We start from the raw sequence: 16,613 nt of genomic DNA, 5'->3' as shown, positions 1-16,613 counted from the left end.
TCTGAATTGTAACGGCGCCTCGCGTGGGACACAATCCCACATTTTTCGTTTGCGCCGTTGACGTGGTAAATTTTCCCACATATAGGAGACGCAACTGAGGGCACGACTCGAAAGGGAAAGTTGACCCAATGCCTGACCGCCTGGTCTGCAATTCCAGCATGATTTCCGCACATCTCGGCCGACGCCGCCCTGACGCCGTCGAACCGATGCTGCCTGCGCTGCTGCGCGGCGCGATCTTCATCTCGACGCTCGCGGTGCCCTTCGTCGCCGCCCTCCTGGCCGGCTGAGCGGAGCGCGACGAACAGCATGACCCCTGTCAGCGAACCCACCCGCCCGTCGGTTCTTCATATCTTCAAGGTCTACTACCCCGACCTGTTCGGCGGCACGCTCACTGTGATCCGCGACATCTGCGCGAGCCTGAAGGACGCCTTCGCCTCCGCCGTGCTGGTCTGCTCGAAATCCGCCGAAGAACGCCGCGATATCGTCGTCGACGACGTGGCCGTGGAGCGCGTGCAGTCATTCGGCGACGTGCTCTCGCTGCCGGCTGCGCCGACTTATCCGTGGCGCCTGTGGCGCAAGATCGCGCAGCACGACCTGCTGGCGCTGCACGCCCCCTTCCCGCTTGCCGACCTCGTCTTCGCGTTCGGCCTTGCTCGCAAGCGGCCGCTGGTCGTGCATTGGCACGCCGACATCGTCACCCATGCCGGCCTGCGCTGGTTCATCGAACCCTTGATGCGCCGGACGCTGCGTCAGGCCGCCGCCATCATCGTCTCCGACCGCGTGCTGGTCGACACAACGCCGCTGCTGCGGGAATTCGCCGACAAGTGCCACGTCGTGCCATTCGGCATCAACACCACGAAGTATGACTGGCCGAGGATCGAGCCCGAGCACGTCAACGATCGCGGACGGCTCGTGCTCGCCTGCGGCCGGCTGGTTCCCTACAAGGGATTTGAGGTGCTGATCCGCGCCGCCCAGGGGTGGAATTTCGAGGTCTGGATCATCGGCGAAGGCACCGAGCGCGCGCGGCTCGAGCAACTGATCGCCGAGCTCGGTGTGGGCGACCGCGTCCGCCTGCTCGGCTCCGTACCCGATTGCGAGCGCGTCAAGCTGATGTGCATCGCCGACGTGTTCGCGATGCCGTCGGTGACCAACGCCGAGACGTTCGGGCTCGTCCAGCTCGAGGCGATGGCGGCAGGCCGGCCTGTCGTCAACACCGCGCTGGATACGGCCGTACCTCACGTTGCGCGTGACGGCATCGAGGCGATCACCGTACCGCCCGGCGATGCCGCAGCGCTCGGCAACGCCATCGATTCCCTGATCCGCGATCCCGAACGCCGCCGCCGCATGGGCCTTGCCGCGCGAACGCGTGCGGCCACGCGCTATTCCGCCACGGCCTTCAAGAACGGTATGGAGACGGTATACGCCCAGGCATTGGCTCAGGCCTCGGCCGCGAGCACAAGCTCGTCCGCCACGCCGGGCTGGCTCGAAATGATCCGGATCGCAGGCGCGCTGGCCTGGTCCGACATGCGCCATCGCTATGTGCGTTCGCTGCTCGGCCCGTTCTGGATGTCGCTCCAGATGGCGATCGTGGTCGCCGTGCTGGGTTCGGTGATCGGCCAGATGTCCAACGCCGGCGTGCTCGCGCGGCTGCCCATGCTCGCACTGTCGATGACGGCCTGGACCTTCCTCAACAGCGTCGTGCTCGATGCCACCACGGCGCTCCAGGGCTCGGCTAGCCTGATCCGCGACCGTGCGCTGCCGCCGGTGATCTTCCTTCTGCAATGCACCTTCCGCCAGGCCCTGTTCGCGCTCCACAACGCCTGTGTGCCGCTGATCCTCTGGCTGGTGCTGACCCCGCGCGATCTCTCCCACGCGCTCGCCGCCCTGCCGGGGCTGCTGCTCTTCATCGCCTGCACCTTCGCGCTGAGCCTGGTGCTCGGCGCCATGGCGACGCGGTATCGCGACCTCAAGCCGATCATCGAATCCTCGCTGATGCTGGGCTTCCTCTCCTCACCCGTGATCTGGTCGTCGGAGATGATCCATCATCGCTCGACCATCATGCGGATCAATCCGCTGACGCACCTGTTCGCGGTGTGGCGCGAGCCTCTGGCGGGCGGTCACGTCGACACGATCAGCATCTTCTATGTGCTGGCGTGCCTTGCCGTGCTCATGCTCGCAAGCTGGCTGACGCTCGTGCACCTGCGCAAAGCGGCCTTTTGGATCTAGCGTCATGGCCTCGATCAACCTGCGTAACGTCAGTCTCGATTATCCCCTCTACGGCGCCTACGATTACTCGCTCAAGCGCCGCCTCCTCGGCCATCTCATCCGCGAGCAAGGCGGGATGCGGATCATTCGCGCCGTCGACAACATCACGATCGAAGCAGAGGCCGGCGCACGGATCGGTCTTGCCGGACCGAACGGCTCGGGCAAGTCGACACTGCTCCGGCTCATTGCCGGGGTCTATCCGCCGAGCAGCGGCAACGTCGCGATCAAGGGCAACATCGTGCCCCTGCTCGGCCTCAATGCCGGCGTCAACCTGGACTTCGTGGCCGAGGACAATATCGCGCTGTTGCTGCGGATCTCCGGCCGCAAGCCGACCCGCGCCATCATCGACGAGATCTGGGCCTTCACCGAGCTCGAGGAGCGGATGCAGCGGCTGCCGCTCAGGATGTTCTCCTCGGGCATGCTGATGCGCGTGCTGTTTGCGACGGCAACCGCATTCCCGGCCGACATCCTGCTGCTCGACGAGTGGCTCAGTGTCGTCGACGAGAATTTCTCGGCCAAGGCGCAGGCCCGTCTGCTCAAACTGGTTTCGCAGGCCGCGATCGTCATCATCGCGTCCCATGACCAGCCGCTGCTGCGCCGAACCTGCTCCACCATCATCAACCTCGACCACGGGCGCGTCGCCTCGACGGTCGCCGTCGAGCCGCCCGCGGCCCATCCATTCGAGCTCCGCGAGATACGCGCATGAAGAAGAGCATTCTGGTCGTTTCCGAGGCGCTCGGCGAGCCCAACCACAAGCGCGGCATTTTCCACTTCAGCCGCGAATTGATCCGCTCGCTCGAAGCCGACGGCCACGCGCTGACCCTGCTCGTCGAGACAACGCGCCGCTATCGCAAGTTGCGCGCACGCGAGCGGCGTACCGGGCTGTTTCCGCGGCAATCGCGCAACATCGAGCTCCTGGCGCTGTACCGCTACCTCGACGAGGTCAACATGAGCGAGCCGATGATGCGCAGCCATGGCGGCCTGCGTCGCCTGCTCGGCTGGATCCGGCACCGGATCGACATGGCGACGTCGTGGGAATACGCGCTCTGCTTCCTGCGTGCGATCGGCCTGCGCGGGATGAGCACGCGATTGATCGAGAACAAGAGCGCCGCGCTCGAATACATTCCGCCGGATCTGCGTCATCTCGAGCTGTTCCGCGACTTCCAGCTCGAGGCCGGCTTCTACAGCTACCAGGACTCCGCGGCCCTCTTCCTGCTGCCGCCGCCACGGATCGATGCCCGAGATTACGACGTCATCCTGGTGGATACGCCGACCCGCGTGGCGATCAAGCGCAAGCCCGGCGCCAAGGTGATCTGCGTGGTCCACGACCTCTTGCCGCTCACCGATCTCAAGCTCAGCGACGTCGCAACGCGCCTGTTCCTGTCGCGCCTGCTGACGAGCTTGCGCCAGGCCGACGAGCTCGCCTTCGTCTCCAACTACAGCATGATGCGGTTCAGAGAGTTGCTGCCGCAATTTGCCCATCTGCCTGCGAGGGTCGTTTACCCCCGCACGCAGTTCGACGCTCCGGACGTCCTGCAACTGCCAGCCCCGACGGGGCGTCCGGGGCGGCCGAGCTTCGTCGTCATCGTCTCCAACGAGCCGCGCAAGAACGTCGCCACCGTGATCCGTGCCTTCCGCGGCATGCCGCAGGCCGACCTCGTCGTGATCGGCTATGCCGGCCTTGCCTCGCAGATGCGCAACCTGCCGCCCAATATCAGCTTTGCCGGCTATGTCGACGAGCATGAGAAAGCGACGCTGATCTCCGAGGCGCACGGCCTGATCATGCCGAGCTTCGCCGAAGGCTTTGGCGTGCCGATCATTGAGGCGCTCGCGGCGAACACGCCCGTTCTCTGCTCCGACATCGCCGTGTTTCGCGAGGTCGCGGGCGAGCTCGCCGACTATTTCGATCCTTTCTCGGCCGAGTCGATCCGCGCCTCCGTCACGCGCGTCATCGCGCGGCAGGAAGAATGCCGCCGCGACATCAGGGACCACCGCGGCGAGCTTGCCAAACGCTTCGGCTACCAGACCCAGGCCGCCGACTTCCTCGGCCAGTATCGGCCGGCGGAAAGCATGATGGCTGCGCAATAGGCGCTTCATCATGACCGTTGAAGCCGCCGACACGCGCGGCGTGCTTGCGCCCTCGCGCAGCACGGCAAGGCTGCAGCACGGTGCCGACCTGCTCGCCGCGATGATCGCGGCGTCGCTGCCATGGTCGACCTCGCTGCCCTCGATTTTCGTGGCGCTATGGCTGCTCGTCCTGGCGCCGACCATCGACTGGCGGGACTATGCAGGTTGCCTGAAGCAGCCGGCCTTCGCCTTGCCCTTCGCATTTCTGGGTCTTGCGCTCGCAGGCCTGCTCTGGTCCGACGCCGCCTGGGCCGACCGGCTGCACGCCATCAAGCCGGTGGCAAAGCTCATCATCATTCCGCCGCTGCTGTATCACGTCCGACGCTCGGAGCGCGGCACGTGGATCTTCGCTGCCTTTCTCGCCTCGTGCGTCTTGCTCGCGATCTTTTCCTGGATCGTGCTGTTCCACGCCGAGTGGAAGCTCACAGCGACCGCGTCCGCCGGCGTGCCGGTCAAGAATTACATCGACCAGAGCCAGGAATTCACCCTGTGCGCCTTTGCGCTGGCGCTGCCGACGCTGACGTTCTGGCGCGAGCGACGGCTGACCACGACATTGGGCTGCCTCGCGTTGATCCTGCTGTTCGTCACTAACATGCTGTTCGTCGCCTCGGCCCGCACCGCGCTACTCTGTATGCCCGCACTGCTCGCCTTGTTCGCCTGGCGGCATCTGGGCCGGCGCGCCGCCATGCTGCTGCTGGCCGGCGCCGTCGCGGCGAGTTTTCTCGCCTGGACGACATCGCCGTATCTGCGTCAGCGGATCACGGACATTGCCGTCGAATACAAGCATGGACACGAGGACATCAGCCACGCCTCCACCGCGCAGCGGCTGACCTATTGGCGCAAGGCGACCGCCTCCTTTGCCGAGGCGCCTCTGCTCGGTCACGGTACCGGCGCGATCAAGCGGCAGTTCGAGCGCGCCGCGGCGGGACAGGCCGGCCTCGAGGCCGAAGTGGTCAACAATCCCCACAACCAGACCCTCAACGTCGCCATGCAATGGGGATTGCTCGGCGTCGTCCTGCTCTATGCGATGTGGCTTGTCCATCTCTCGCTGTTCACGGGAGACGGCCTCGCGGCCTGGATCGGACTCGTCGTCGTCGTGCAGAACATGACGAGCTCGCTGCTGAACTCGCATCTGTTCGATTTTCATGCCGGCTGGATCTACGTGCTCGGCGTTGGCGTCGCCGGCGGCATGGCGCTAAAGACCGAACGTCGCTGAAGCGCTGCGCCATACCGCCAGCACGCGTCCGTCGATCACGAGCAATGCGCTGCCGATGACCATCGCCCCCGCGATCTCGCGCAGCGAGACCGCCTCGCCCAAAACGAGCCAGCCAAGAAGAATGGCAGTCACTGGAATGAGCAGCGTCACCAGCATGACATTGGTTGCGCCCGAACGTCGAAGGATCTGGAAGAAAACGATATAGGCAAACGCCGTCGACAGCCCAGCGAGGCCAAGCACGGCAAGCCAGGTCGTTACATCAGGCATTGGAAGTCGCCATGGCTGTTCGATGGCGCCGGCGACAATTGCCATCATGACTGTCGAAGCCAGCAGTTGAAAGGTTGCCGTCCCGAGCGGCGGCGAATCCTTCAGCAATCGGCGTGCCGCCAGTGCCGCGAGGCCATAGCTGAAGGCGCCGCCGAGGCAGAGGAAAATGCCGAGGCCCTGCCCCGTCCTCGCCTCGACGCCCCATCCCCTCAGGATGACCACGCCGACGAGCCCCAAGGCAACGCCGGCCACGCGCCGCATCTGCAACGTCTCTTCGCCCGCCATCGCCATCACGATCACCGTGAACAGCGGCGTGGTGGCGTTCAGGATCGATGCGAGGCCGCTCGGAATGAAGGTCTGGCCGATCACAATCAGGGAGAACGGGACGACGTTGTTGAGCAGTCCGATCGCGAAGAACGTCCGCCAGCCTGCAACGCCCTTGGGAAAGGCGATCTTCTGGGTGCGCAGTAACGGCAGCAAAATGGCTGCGCCGAGTGCGACACGCAGGAACACCAGCGTCAAAGGCGGCAATTCTCGCAGCGCAGCACCATTGAAGAAGAACGAGCCGCCCCAGAGGACTGAGAGCACAGAGAGCAGCGACCAGTCTCGTGCGTCGATCCGGTTGTCGTTGGCGGGCATGGCGTCTCACATTGGCGATCGAATAGATCGCCTACCGCGGAGCCGCGGGTATTGCCACCCGATTTCCGATTGGGATGAACGGGCCTATTTCGGCCGCGACACGAGCTCGATCATCTTGCCCTCGTCATCGTCGGGCATCACGGCTTTCGCCCTGGCATAAGCCTCGACCGCAGCGGGGCCGACGAGCGGCTTGTCGGCGAGCAGGCTTTCGGCGAGCTTCACGGCGTAGTCCGCATCCTTGTGGCGCAGCGCTGACGTGAACGTCGCCCCGCTGAAATCACGCGCGACCATGCGCTTGGAGTGCCTCAGCACCTGCGGGCTTGCAGCGACGCCGGCCTGGATCGACTCCAGCACGAGCTTCATGTCGAGCCCGGCCTGCTCGGCGATCGCAAGACCTTCAGCGAGCCCTGCGATCTGGATCGCACCCATGAGGTTGTTGATGAGCTTGTAGACCGTACCCGAACCCACCGCGCCATAATGGCGGATGGTCGAGCCGATCGGCTCGAGGAACGGCCGGGCGCGTTCGAGATCGGCGGCGTCGGCACCGACCAGCAGCGTCAGCTTTCCCGCCGCCGCCGCATCCGGCAGGCCGGTCACGGGGCAATCGATATAGATGAGCCCCCGCCCGTTCAATTCGCGCGCCATCTCGCGTGCGTGATCATATGAGACCGTCGAGCACTCGATCGCGATGGTGCCGGCCTTTGCCGTCTTCGCGGCGCCGTTGAGACCAAGCCATACACTGCGCGAAGCTTCATCATCGGCGACCATGGTCACCACGGCGTCCGCATCGATCGCGGAGTCCTCGGGCGAGGTCGCCCAGCGCGCACCGCGCGCGATCAGGTCTTCCGCCTTGGCCTTGCTGCGATTCCAGAGCGACACGGTGAAACCGGCATCGAGATAGCGGCCGGCCATTCCGTGACCCATCCGTCCAAGCCCGATGAAGGCGACGCGCGGCATCAGTCGACGTCCTCGATCTCGCCGCTCGTGGTGCCGAAGGCGCGCTGGGCGAGCGTTGCGGCCATGAACTCGTCGAGATCGCCGCCGAGCACGCCCGAGGTGTCCGAGGTTTGCACGCCCGTGCGCAGATCCTTCACCATCTGATAGGGCTGCAGCACGTAGGAGCGAATCTGGTGGCCCCAGCCGATATCGGTCTTGGCGGCCTGGTCTGCCGCGGCCTTCTCCTCGCGCTTCTTCAGCTCGATCTCGTAGAGCCGCGCGCGCAGCATGTCCCAGGCCTGCGCGCGGTTCTTGTGCTGGGAGCGGCCGGCCTGACAGACCACCGCGACACCTGTCGGGATATGCGTCAGCCGCACCGCGGATTCGGTCTTGTTGACATGCTGGCCGCCGGCACCGCCCGAACGCATGGTGTCCGTGCGGACGTCGGATTCCTTGATGTCGATCTTGATGCTGTCGTCGATGACCGGGAACACCTGCACGCTCGAGAACGAGGTGTGCCGCCGTGCATTGGAATCGAACGGCGAGATGCGCACCAGACGGTGCACTCCGGCTTCCGTCTTCAGCCAGCCATAGGCGTTATGGCCGGAAACCTGGATGGTCGCGGATTTGATGCCGGCCTCTTCGCCCTCGGACTCTTCCAGGAACTCGACCTTGAAGCCGTGGGTCTCAGCCCAGCGCGTGTACATGCGCAGCAGCATCTGCGCCCAGTCCTGGCTCTCGGTGCCGCCGGCGCCGGCGTGGACTTCAAGATAGGAATCGAAACGATCGGCCTCGCCCGAGAGCAGGGCCTCCAGCTCGCGCCGTGCGACTTCCTTTTTCAGGTTCTTGAGCGCAGCCTCAGCTTCGGCGACCACGCCCTCATCGCCCTCGGCCTCGCCGAGCTCGATCATGCCGACGTCGTCTTCGAGCTGCTGCTCGACCTTGCCGATGCCCGACAGCGCATCCTCCAGCGAGGTGCGCTCCTGCATCAGCTTCTGGGCCTTCTGCGGATCGTTCCAGAGATTGGGATCTTCTGCGAGCTTATTCAGCTCAGCGAGGCGCGCCGTCGATTTCTCGACGTCAAAGATGCCTCCTCAGCAGCCCGACTGACTGCTTGATCTCTTCTACCAACCGTTCGATTTCGGCGCGCATGTCGTTCTCTGGTCTCGCGGAATTGTTCCCGCGTATGAATGAAATGGGGATGTAACGGCGGCGGCTGCAAAGCGCAACCGCCGGAGCTTTGGATCGCCAGCTTTATCCTGAGCCCTCTGAGCCCTAGTACAACCCGCCGGTACCGGGCCGCATGAAGAAGCCGGAATCGGGCGGCGCCTGCTGCGGCACGCCGCCGCGGCCATCGGCATCGGCAACGCCGATGACGGAGTAGTTATCCGGCGGCGCCGTGCCGGGCTTGAAGGCTTCCAGGATCGTGCCGCCGGTCTCGCCCGGGCCAGCGCGCATGCCGGTCTTGGCGACGACGCGGATCAGCTTGATGCCGGCCGGAACCTTGAACGGAACTGCCGGCTTGTCGGCGAGCGCGAGCTTGAGGAAATCGCGCGCGATCGGCGCGGCCAAATGGCCGCCGGTCGCCGCATTGCCCTTACCCAGCGCGCGCGGCTTGTCGTAGCCCATATAGATGCCGACTGCGATATCCGGCGAGAAGCCGACGAACCAGGCATCCTTGGCCTCGTTGGTGGTGCCGGTCTTGCCGGCGATCGGCTTACCGACCTCCTTGACGACGGTCGCGGTACCGGCCTGGACGACGCCTTCCATCAACTCGGTGATCTGATAGGCCGTCATCGAGTCGAGCACCTGCTCGCGGCGGTCGACCAGCTGCGGCTCGTTCTGGTTTTTCCAGCCGCCCGGCGCATCGCAGCCCCGGCATTCGCGCTGGTCATGCTTGAAGATGGTGTGGCCGTAGCGGTCCTGGATGCGGTCGATCAGGGTCGGCTTCACGCGACGGCCGCCATTGGCGATCATGGAATAGGCCGTGACCATTCGCATCGCCGTCGTCTCGCCGGCGCCGAGCGCGAACGAGAGATAGTTCGGCAACTCGTCATAGACGCCGAAGCGACGCGCGTACTCGCCGATCAAGGGCATGCCGATATCCTGCGCCAAGCGCACCGTCACGGTGTTGAGCGAGAGCCGCAGCGCGTTGCGCAGCGTTACCGGCCCCTGGTACTTGCCGTTCGAGAAGTTTTCCGGCCGCCAGACGCCACCACCCTGCCCCTGGTCGATCTCGATCGGCGCGTCGACCACGACAGTCGACGGCGTATAGCCGTTATCCAGCGCGGCCGAATAGACGATCGGCTTGAAGGACGAGCCCGGCTGCCGATAGGCCTGCGTAGCGCGGTTGAACTGGCTCTGGTCGAAGGAGAAGCCGCCGACCATCGCGAGCACGCGGCCGGTCCAGGGATCCATCGCCACCATCGCGCCCGAGACTTCGGGGATCTGGCGCAGCCGGTACTGACCTTCGACGGGTTGCCCCTCCTTGCTGTAGAGCGGATCGGCATAGATCACGTCGCCGGGCTGCAGCACCTGCGACACCGCGGTCGGCGCCTTGCCTTTCGCGGGACCCGAGGCCGCTCGCGCCCATTTTACGCCATCGAGCGTGACGATACCCGTCTCGCGCTGCTTGCTGACGGCGCCGCCGAGCTCGCGTGCCGGCTGAAAGCCCAGACGTGCCGACTGGTCGCTGGTCTCGAGCACCACCGCCATGCGCCAGGGCGAGATGTCGGAGAGCGACTTGATGTCGGCGAGCTTGACGCCCCAGTCGCCGGAAATGTCGAGCTTGCTGATCGCACCGCGATAGCCCTGCTGCTCGTCATAGTTCACGAGGCCCGTGACCATGGCCTTGCGGGCCATGACCTGGATCTTCGGATCGAGCGTCGTGCGCACCGAAAGGCCGCCCTCATAGAGCTTCTTCTCGCCGTAGCGCTCGAAGATGTCGCGGCGGACTTCCTCGGCGAAATATTCGCCCGCGAAGGTGTGGGCAGCGTTGGAGCGGTTGGTGACCGCGAGCGGCTCCTTGCGCGCCTTCTCGGCGTCAGCCTGCTTTATCCAGCCGTTTTCCTGCAGACGGTCGATCACGTAGTTGCGGCGCTCGATGGCGCGGTCACGGTTGCGCACCGGATGCAGCGTCGCCGGCATCTTGGGCAGCGCCGCCAGATAGGCCGCTTCGGCGACCGTCAGCTCGTTCACCGACTTGTCGAAATAGACGAGCGAGGCCGCGGCAATGCCGTAGGCGCCGAGGCCGAGATAGATTTCGTTCAGATACAGCTCGAGGATCTTGTCCTTGGAGTAGGTCTTCTCGATCCGCATCGCCAGCAAGGCTTCCTTGATTTTGCGGGCGAACGACACTTCGTTCGTCAGAAGGAAGTTCTTGGCGACCTGCTGAGTGATCGTGGAGGCACCCTGCGGACGGCGGTTGGAGCCGTAGTTCTGCAAGTAGACCAGTCCGGCGCGCGCCATGCCGGTGTAGTCGATGCCACCATGCTCGTAGAAATTCTTGTCCTCGGCGGCGAGGAAGGCGTTGATCACGAGCTTCGGCACGGCCTGGATCGGCAAATACAGCCGGCGCTCCTTGGCGTATTCGCCGACCAACGAGCCGTCGACCGCGTGCACGCGGGTCATCACCGGCGGTTCATAATCCTGAAGCTGAGAGTAGTCGGGCAAGTCCTTGGAGAAATGCCAGATCAGGCCAGCCATGGCCCCGACGCCCACCAGGAACACCACGGTTCCCGCAGCGAACAGGAAGCCCATGAACCGTATCAGCAAGCGCATTATCTGTTTATCCGTTCAAACCTTGAACAACCCATGGATATCCATGGAACGATTCTCGGCGCCGGCAAAAGGGCGCCTTCCTCAAGTCGCGAATTCACCGGCGTGCCAGATTACACCACTCAAGAGCTTCGCTGGGCCTCTAGCCCTAACACGCTTGCCGCGGGGGTTGTCGATTCCTGCCCCCCATCCGCAGATTTTATAGAGCGCCCGCTGTGGCCAAACTAGGGCTTTGCGGGACCAGCCAAAACTCGCTTTTCAATTGGCCTGTCCGGCGGTCGCGAGCCGCTTGGCCAAAAAGGCGTCGATGGCCTGGGCCATTGACGCCACAGTCCGGGAACGCCAGCTCTCCGAGACCAGATGCTCGAGGTCCCCCTTGTTGGAGACGTAGCCCAGTTCGACCAGCACCGAGGGCACGTCGGGCGCCTTCAGCACCCGGAACCCCGCCGATTTCAGGGGGTGCTTGTGCATCCGCACCGTGGTCTTCATCTCGCCCATCAAGAGGCGGGCGAAACGGTTTGAAAAGGTGCGGGTTTCCCGCTGGGCGAGGTCGATCAGGATGTCCGCGACGTCGGCCGGCTCATCGGACAGATTGACCCCACCGATGGCGTCGGCCTTGTTTTCGGCTTCCGCCAGCCGCTCGGCTTGCGCGTCGGAGGCCTTGTCCGACAGCGTGTAGATGGTGGCGCCCTGGGCGTCGCCCTCCCCACGCGGCAGCGCGTCGGCGTGGATCGAGACAAACAGCGCGGCATTGATGGAGCGGGCGACTTTGACGCGGTCGTTGAGCGGGATGAAGGTGTCGTCATCCCGGGTCATGACTACGCGGTACTTGCCGGTCTTCTCCAGCCGGTCGCGCAGCGCGAGGCCAAAGGCCAGCACCAGATTCTTTTCACTCTCGCCGCTCGACTGCGTGCCGTTGTCGATGCCGCCATGGCCGGGATCGATCACCACCACGGGACGTGAATCCGTCGGCGCTGCGGGCTTTTGTTGGGAAGGCTCAGGCGCCGCTGGCGCCGGAGGAGCATCGGTTGTCGCAGGGTGCAGAGCGGCCCGGCTTTCCGGCGCCACCGACTGCACGAAAGCAGCGCGATCGACTTCCTCCAGCTCCAGCACCAGCCGGGCCGGCTGGCCGTTGGCGGCCTCGAGCACGTAGGAATTGGCGATCTTGGCAGGGCCCGCGAGGTCGAGCACGATTCGCGAGCCGCCTGGCATCACGAGGCCATAGCGGAACGCCTTGACCAGCCCGCGCCCGGCTGCCCCGGTGCCGGCAGGAAGCTGGAAATTGATCTGGGGAACATCGACCACCACCCGATACGGGTCCGCCAGGGTGAAGGCCCGGAACGTGATGGTCTGGTCGAGATCGAGAATAAGGCGGGTCTGGCTGGTGTCCCCGGCCAGGCGCGCCGCCGAGACAATCGGGAAATTCGACGCCGAAACGGCAGCTTGCGGCTGGCTTTCCGCAGCCGCGACAGGCCTAGAATCAGAGCACGGCAATGCTGCGGCGCACAGCAGCGCACATCCCAGCAAAATCAGATGATTTGCGCGGCTCGCCACCGATTCCGTGCCTCCGAGCAGCTCTTCTAACGCAATAGAGCCACAGGGTGAATCAGTCCTTAATGACGCAATGACCAAATCTCGCCAAGTGTGACCGGCGCGCGACGCTCGCGCCACGCTCCCTTGCACCAAGGTCGCATTCCTCGTATGTACGAACTGCTGACGGCCAATATTTCCGGTTGTGTCGCTCTCAGCCTCACGGTGCAGCGCCGGAACTCTCAAGGTTTGAGGATTCCAGCGTTTTCCCCCCTCCTTCACGGCCAGCGCTGCGCGCGGCAGCGAGGTTGGACGGGTCAAGGCTCCGGTGGCGCCGGTCCCAGGTTACCACCATTTCCAGGGACGGCTTTGACAGGCGGCGTAGCCCGTAACCCGGTTCCTTAATCCCAAGGACCCGGCGGTGTTCCCAAGGGGCGAGCGCTTTCGCGCCATACCCTGGCCAGCAGCAACTGATTAAGGGGCGGCGCGCTCGCCGTCCGATGTTTCATACGGGCCGACGCTTGATGCGCCAGACTGTGCCGACCAAAACTGAGAGACAATTCGCGACATTGCGGAGCGAAACTTCCGCGCGCCGCGTTGTCCTCTCGGCTTTCGGTTCGGCGCGGCGCGAGCGCAGGTGTTTTGGCCTTCCCCTCACCCCCGAATCAGGTGGACCGTCGCGTCACCCGGCAGCGCTCATCGCGCCCACGGTGAATCGCGCCCGCCGCCGCCAAGAGTTAAGACATGCCCAACAAGATGTTGATCGATGCCACCCACCCGGAAGAGACCCGGGTCGTCGTGGTCCGCGGCAATCGCGTCGAAGAATTTGATTTCGAGACCGCGCAACGCAAGCAACTGCGCGGCAATATCTACCTCGCCAAGGTCACACGGGTCGAACCGTCCCTCCAGGCCGCCTTCGTCGAATATGGCGGCAATCGCCACGGCTTCCTCGCCTTCAGCGAAATCCATCCCGATTACTACCAGATCCCGGTTGCCGATCGGCAGGCGCTGATCGAGGCCGAGGAGCAGGCTCATCGCGAGGCCGAAGAGGAGAACGAGAACCGTTCCCACAACCGCCGCCGCTCGCGCCACCGCAACGCCCGTCGTCGCGGCCATGGCGAGCGCGTGCAGAGCGACATCGTCGAGGGCCTCGAGGCCGGCGCTGATCCCGCCGCCCAGCCGCTCGAAGGCGGGGTGCTGCCGGAGCACGCCGAGGGCGTCGCGCACGAGGGCGAGCATCTGCACGCCGAAGCGGAGCATCACGACGCGTTCGAGGCTCATGACCACGATCATGACGAGCATGGGCACGACGACCATGGGCACGACGATCATGATCACGACCACCATCACCATGATGATGACGGGCACGATCATGATCACGAGCACGACCATGCCGACGAGGCGCCCGCGGCCGTCGCGGCAGTCGGAGCCGAACCCGTTGTCGCGCCCGAGGTAGCCGAGCCGCAGGAGGCCGCCGCCTCCGAAGCGCCAGTGCCCGAACCCTATGCCGCGGCGCTGGCGGAAGCCGTGACAACCGCGATCGAACCCGCCGACGCCGTGTACGCGGCCGATGAAAGCGCAGAAGTGCCGCATCCCGAGGCTCCGGCTGAGGACGACGCCGAGGATGGCGAGGACGGTGAAGAGGCCGAAGAGGAAGTCGTCGAGTCCGTCGGCGGCGACGACGTGCTGGAAGAAGTGCCGGAGCGCACCTTCCGCCCGCGCCGCCAGTACAAGATCCAGGAGGTCATCAAGCGCCGCCAGGTGATGCTGGTGCAGGTCGTCAAGGAAGAGCGCGGCAACAAGGGCGCCGCGCTGACGACCTATCTGTCGCTCGCCGGCCGCTATGCCGTCCTGATGCCCAACACAGCGCGCGGCGGCGGCATCAGCCGCAAGATCACCAGCGCGCAGGATCGTTCGCGCCTGAAGGAAGTGGTGCAGGATCTCGACGTGCCCGAGGGCATGGGCATCATCCTGCGCACGGCCGGCGCCTCCCGCACCAAGCCCGAGATCAAGCGCGACTTCGAATACCTGATCCGGATGTGGGAGACGGTGCGCGACCTGACGCTGAAATCGCAGGCGCCAACCCTCGTCTACGAGGAAGGATCGCTGATCAAGCGCTCGCTGCGCGACCTCTACAACAAGGAAATCGACGAGATCCAGGTCGCGGGCGAAGGCGGCTACCGCGAAGCGCGCGATTTCATGAAGATGCTGATGCCGGCCAATGTCAGCGCGGTGAAGCAGTATCGCGACGGCCAGCCGCTGTTCTCGCGCATGGGCGTCGAGAGCCAGCTCGACGCGATGTTCTCGCCGACCGTGCAGTTGCGCTCCGGCGGCTACATCGTGATCAACCAGACCGAGGCGCTGGTCTCGATCGACGTCAACTCGGGCCGCTCGACGCGCGAGCACCATATCGAGGACACCGCGCTCAAGACCAATCTGGAAGCGGCCGAAGAGGTTGCGCGCCAGCTTCGCCTGCGTGACCTCGCCGGCCTGATCGTCATCGACTTCATCGACATGGACGAGAAGCGCAACAACCGCGCGGTCGAGCGCAAGCTGTCCGATTGCCTCAGGCAGGACCGCGCGCGCATCCAGGTCGGCCGCATCTCGCATTTCGGCCTTCTGGAGATGTCGCGCCAGCGCATCCGCGCCAGCGTGCTCGAGAGCTCGACCGATCCCTGCCCGCATTGCGGTGGCACCGGTCACGTGCGCTCGGTCTCCTCCGTCGCGCTCCAGCTCCTGCGCGGGCTCGAAGAGATTTTGATGAAGGGCGCGACCCACAATCTGGTGGTCCGTACCCGCACCGACGTCGCGCTCTATGTTCTGAACCACAAGCGCGGCCATCTGCGCGACCTCGAGAACAGCTTCAAGGTCACGCTGTCGATCATCGCCGACGCGAGCGTCAGCGGGCCGCAGGCCTACGTCATCGACCGCGGCGAGCAGGTCCACACGCTGGAAGCCGCCAAGGCGCTGCTTGCGGCGCAGGCCGCGGCAAGCCCGCCGCCCGTGGTTGAAGAGGCCTATGACGACGAGGACGGTTTCGATCTCGAAACCGAATCCGAGGTCGAGACGGACGAGACCGAGGGTCTCACTGAGGAACAGGCCGCAGGCGATGCTGCGCCCGAGCAGGACGGCCAGCGCCGTAGGCGCCGTCGGCGTCGTCGTGGCCGCGGCGGCCAGCGCGAGGGCGAGCTTCGCGAGGATACAGCGCCGACCGTTCCCGAGCCGGCCATGGCTGCAGGCGAGTCCGACGAGGAAGCCGACGCGGAGCAGGAAGGCGAAGAGACCGAGGAGCAGCTCGACCAGGCCCGTGGTGAGCAGGGGGGCGGCGAGCGCCGTCGCCGGCGTGGACGTCGCGGCGGTCGCCGCCGGCGTGGCGGTGGCGAGGAAGGTCTCTCCGGTTCGATCAGCGACGAGCTGAGCGCCAATCTGCCGCCCGAGGCGACGGAGGCGGTCGCCGATTTCGACGGCCTCACGCTAGAGACTCCCTCGATCGCGCAGACCGAAGCGACCGTTCAACCTGCGGCGCCTCAGCCTGAGGAACCGGCCGACGCAGCACCTGCCCCGGCTCAGTCCGAGGCCGCCGCTGATGAGTCAACGTCGGATAGCGATAAGGCCGCGCGGCGTCGTTCGACCGTGCGTGAAAAGGTGAGCTTCTTCAGCAGCCAGCCCGAGCCCGCTGCCGAGGTCGCGCAAACGCCCACCGAGGTTGCGCCCCCCGCTCCCGCCGCCGAGCCGGCGCCAGAGGCCGCAGTCGAAACACCGGCGCCGCAGCCGCGTCGCGCCGGCTGGTGGTCGCGCCGCTTCGGCGGCGGCGAATAGGCCGAACGCCAACAGACAAAAACGCCCGGCCAAGCCG

The 16,613-nt window shown here is 65.3% G+C and carries 11 protein-coding genes; 6 read left to right on the top strand and 5 right to left on the bottom strand.

Annotation, left to right across the window (positions count from 1 at the left end; translation table 11 throughout):
• Positions 1 to 128 precede the first annotated feature (128 nt).
• Genes NLN62_RS39565 through NLN62_RS39545 form a run of 5 tightly spaced genes read left to right on the top strand, consistent with a single transcriptional unit; the run spans position 129 to position 5,608 of the window.
• On the top strand, positions 129 to 287 hold the full coding sequence (locus NLN62_RS39565; protein WP_198031807.1) for a hypothetical protein: 159 nt from the start codon (positions 129 to 131) through the stop codon (positions 285 to 287).
• A gap of 19 nt (positions 288 to 306) precedes the next feature.
• Entirely contained in the window at positions 307 to 2,226 is a 1,920-nt protein-coding gene (locus NLN62_RS39560) for a glycosyltransferase (protein WP_254112286.1), read from the top strand.
• Positions 2,227 to 2,230: 4 nt separating this feature from the next.
• On the top strand, positions 2,231 to 2,971 hold the full coding sequence (locus NLN62_RS39555; RefSeq protein ID WP_027524579.1) for an ABC transporter ATP-binding protein: 741 nt from the start codon (positions 2,231 to 2,233) through the stop codon (positions 2,969 to 2,971).
• Positions 2,968 to 4,353: a glycosyltransferase family 1 protein gene (locus tag NLN62_RS39550; RefSeq protein ID WP_254112285.1), complete on the top strand. Its 1,386-nt coding sequence runs from the start codon at positions 2,968 to 2,970 to the stop codon at positions 4,351 to 4,353. The genes NLN62_RS39555 and NLN62_RS39550 overlap by 4 nt, the downstream gene beginning before the upstream one ends.
• A 10-nt stretch (positions 4,354 to 4,363) precedes the next feature.
• Positions 4,364 to 5,608, top strand: coding sequence for an O-antigen ligase (locus NLN62_RS39545; protein WP_051389850.1), 1,245 nt, complete (start codon positions 4,364 to 4,366; stop codon positions 5,606 to 5,608).
• Here NLN62_RS39545 and NLN62_RS39540 read toward each other — a convergent pair.
• The 5 genes from NLN62_RS39540 to NLN62_RS39520 all read right to left on the bottom strand — a co-directional run bounded on the left by NLN62_RS39540 (position 5,588) and on the right by NLN62_RS39520 (position 12,781).
• Positions 5,588 to 6,514: a DMT family transporter gene (locus NLN62_RS39540; protein WP_254112284.1), complete on the bottom strand. Its 927-nt coding sequence runs from the start codon at positions 6,512 to 6,514 to the stop codon at positions 5,588 to 5,590. The genes NLN62_RS39545 and NLN62_RS39540 overlap by 21 nt on opposite strands.
• A gap of 84 nt (positions 6,515 to 6,598) precedes the next feature.
• The gene (locus tag NLN62_RS39535; RefSeq protein ID WP_254112283.1) at positions 6,599 to 7,471 is read right to left on the bottom strand and encodes an NAD(P)-dependent oxidoreductase; all 873 of its coding nucleotides are present in this window, start codon (positions 7,469 to 7,471) and stop codon (positions 6,599 to 6,601) included.
• A protein-coding gene (gene prfB / locus NLN62_RS39530) for a peptide chain release factor 2 (protein WP_254112282.1) occupies positions 7,471 to 8,602 on the bottom strand; the annotation gives its coding sequence in 2 pieces (ribosomal slippage) (positions 7,471 to 8,532 and positions 8,534 to 8,602; 1,131 coding nt in all). The genes NLN62_RS39535 and prfB overlap by 1 nt, the downstream gene beginning before the upstream one ends.
• A gap of 123 nt (positions 8,603 to 8,725) precedes the next feature.
• Positions 8,726 to 11,230: a penicillin-binding protein 1A gene (locus NLN62_RS39525; protein ID WP_254112281.1), complete on the bottom strand. Its 2,505-nt coding sequence runs from the start codon at positions 11,228 to 11,230 to the stop codon at positions 8,726 to 8,728.
• A gap of 255 nt (positions 11,231 to 11,485) precedes the next feature.
• A complete protein-coding gene (locus tag NLN62_RS39520) occupies positions 11,486 to 12,781 on the bottom strand; it encodes an N-acetylmuramoyl-L-alanine amidase (protein WP_027524573.1) in 1,296 nt (431 codons plus the stop codon).
• Between the two features lie 720 nt (positions 12,782 to 13,501).
• Here NLN62_RS39520 and NLN62_RS39515 point away from each other — a divergent pair.
• Positions 13,502 to 16,576 (top strand): ribonuclease E/G, encoded by a 3,075-nt coding sequence (locus tag NLN62_RS39515; RefSeq protein WP_254112280.1) that lies wholly within the window; start codon positions 13,502 to 13,504, stop codon positions 16,574 to 16,576.
• The last annotated feature ends 37 nt before the right edge of the window (positions 16,577 to 16,613 follow it).

The organism is Bradyrhizobium sp. CCGUVB23 (genome assembly GCF_024199885.1).
GTDB lineage: Bacteria > Pseudomonadota > Alphaproteobacteria > Rhizobiales > Xanthobacteraceae > Bradyrhizobium.
This window is presented reverse-complemented; position numbering and strand designations above follow the sequence as displayed.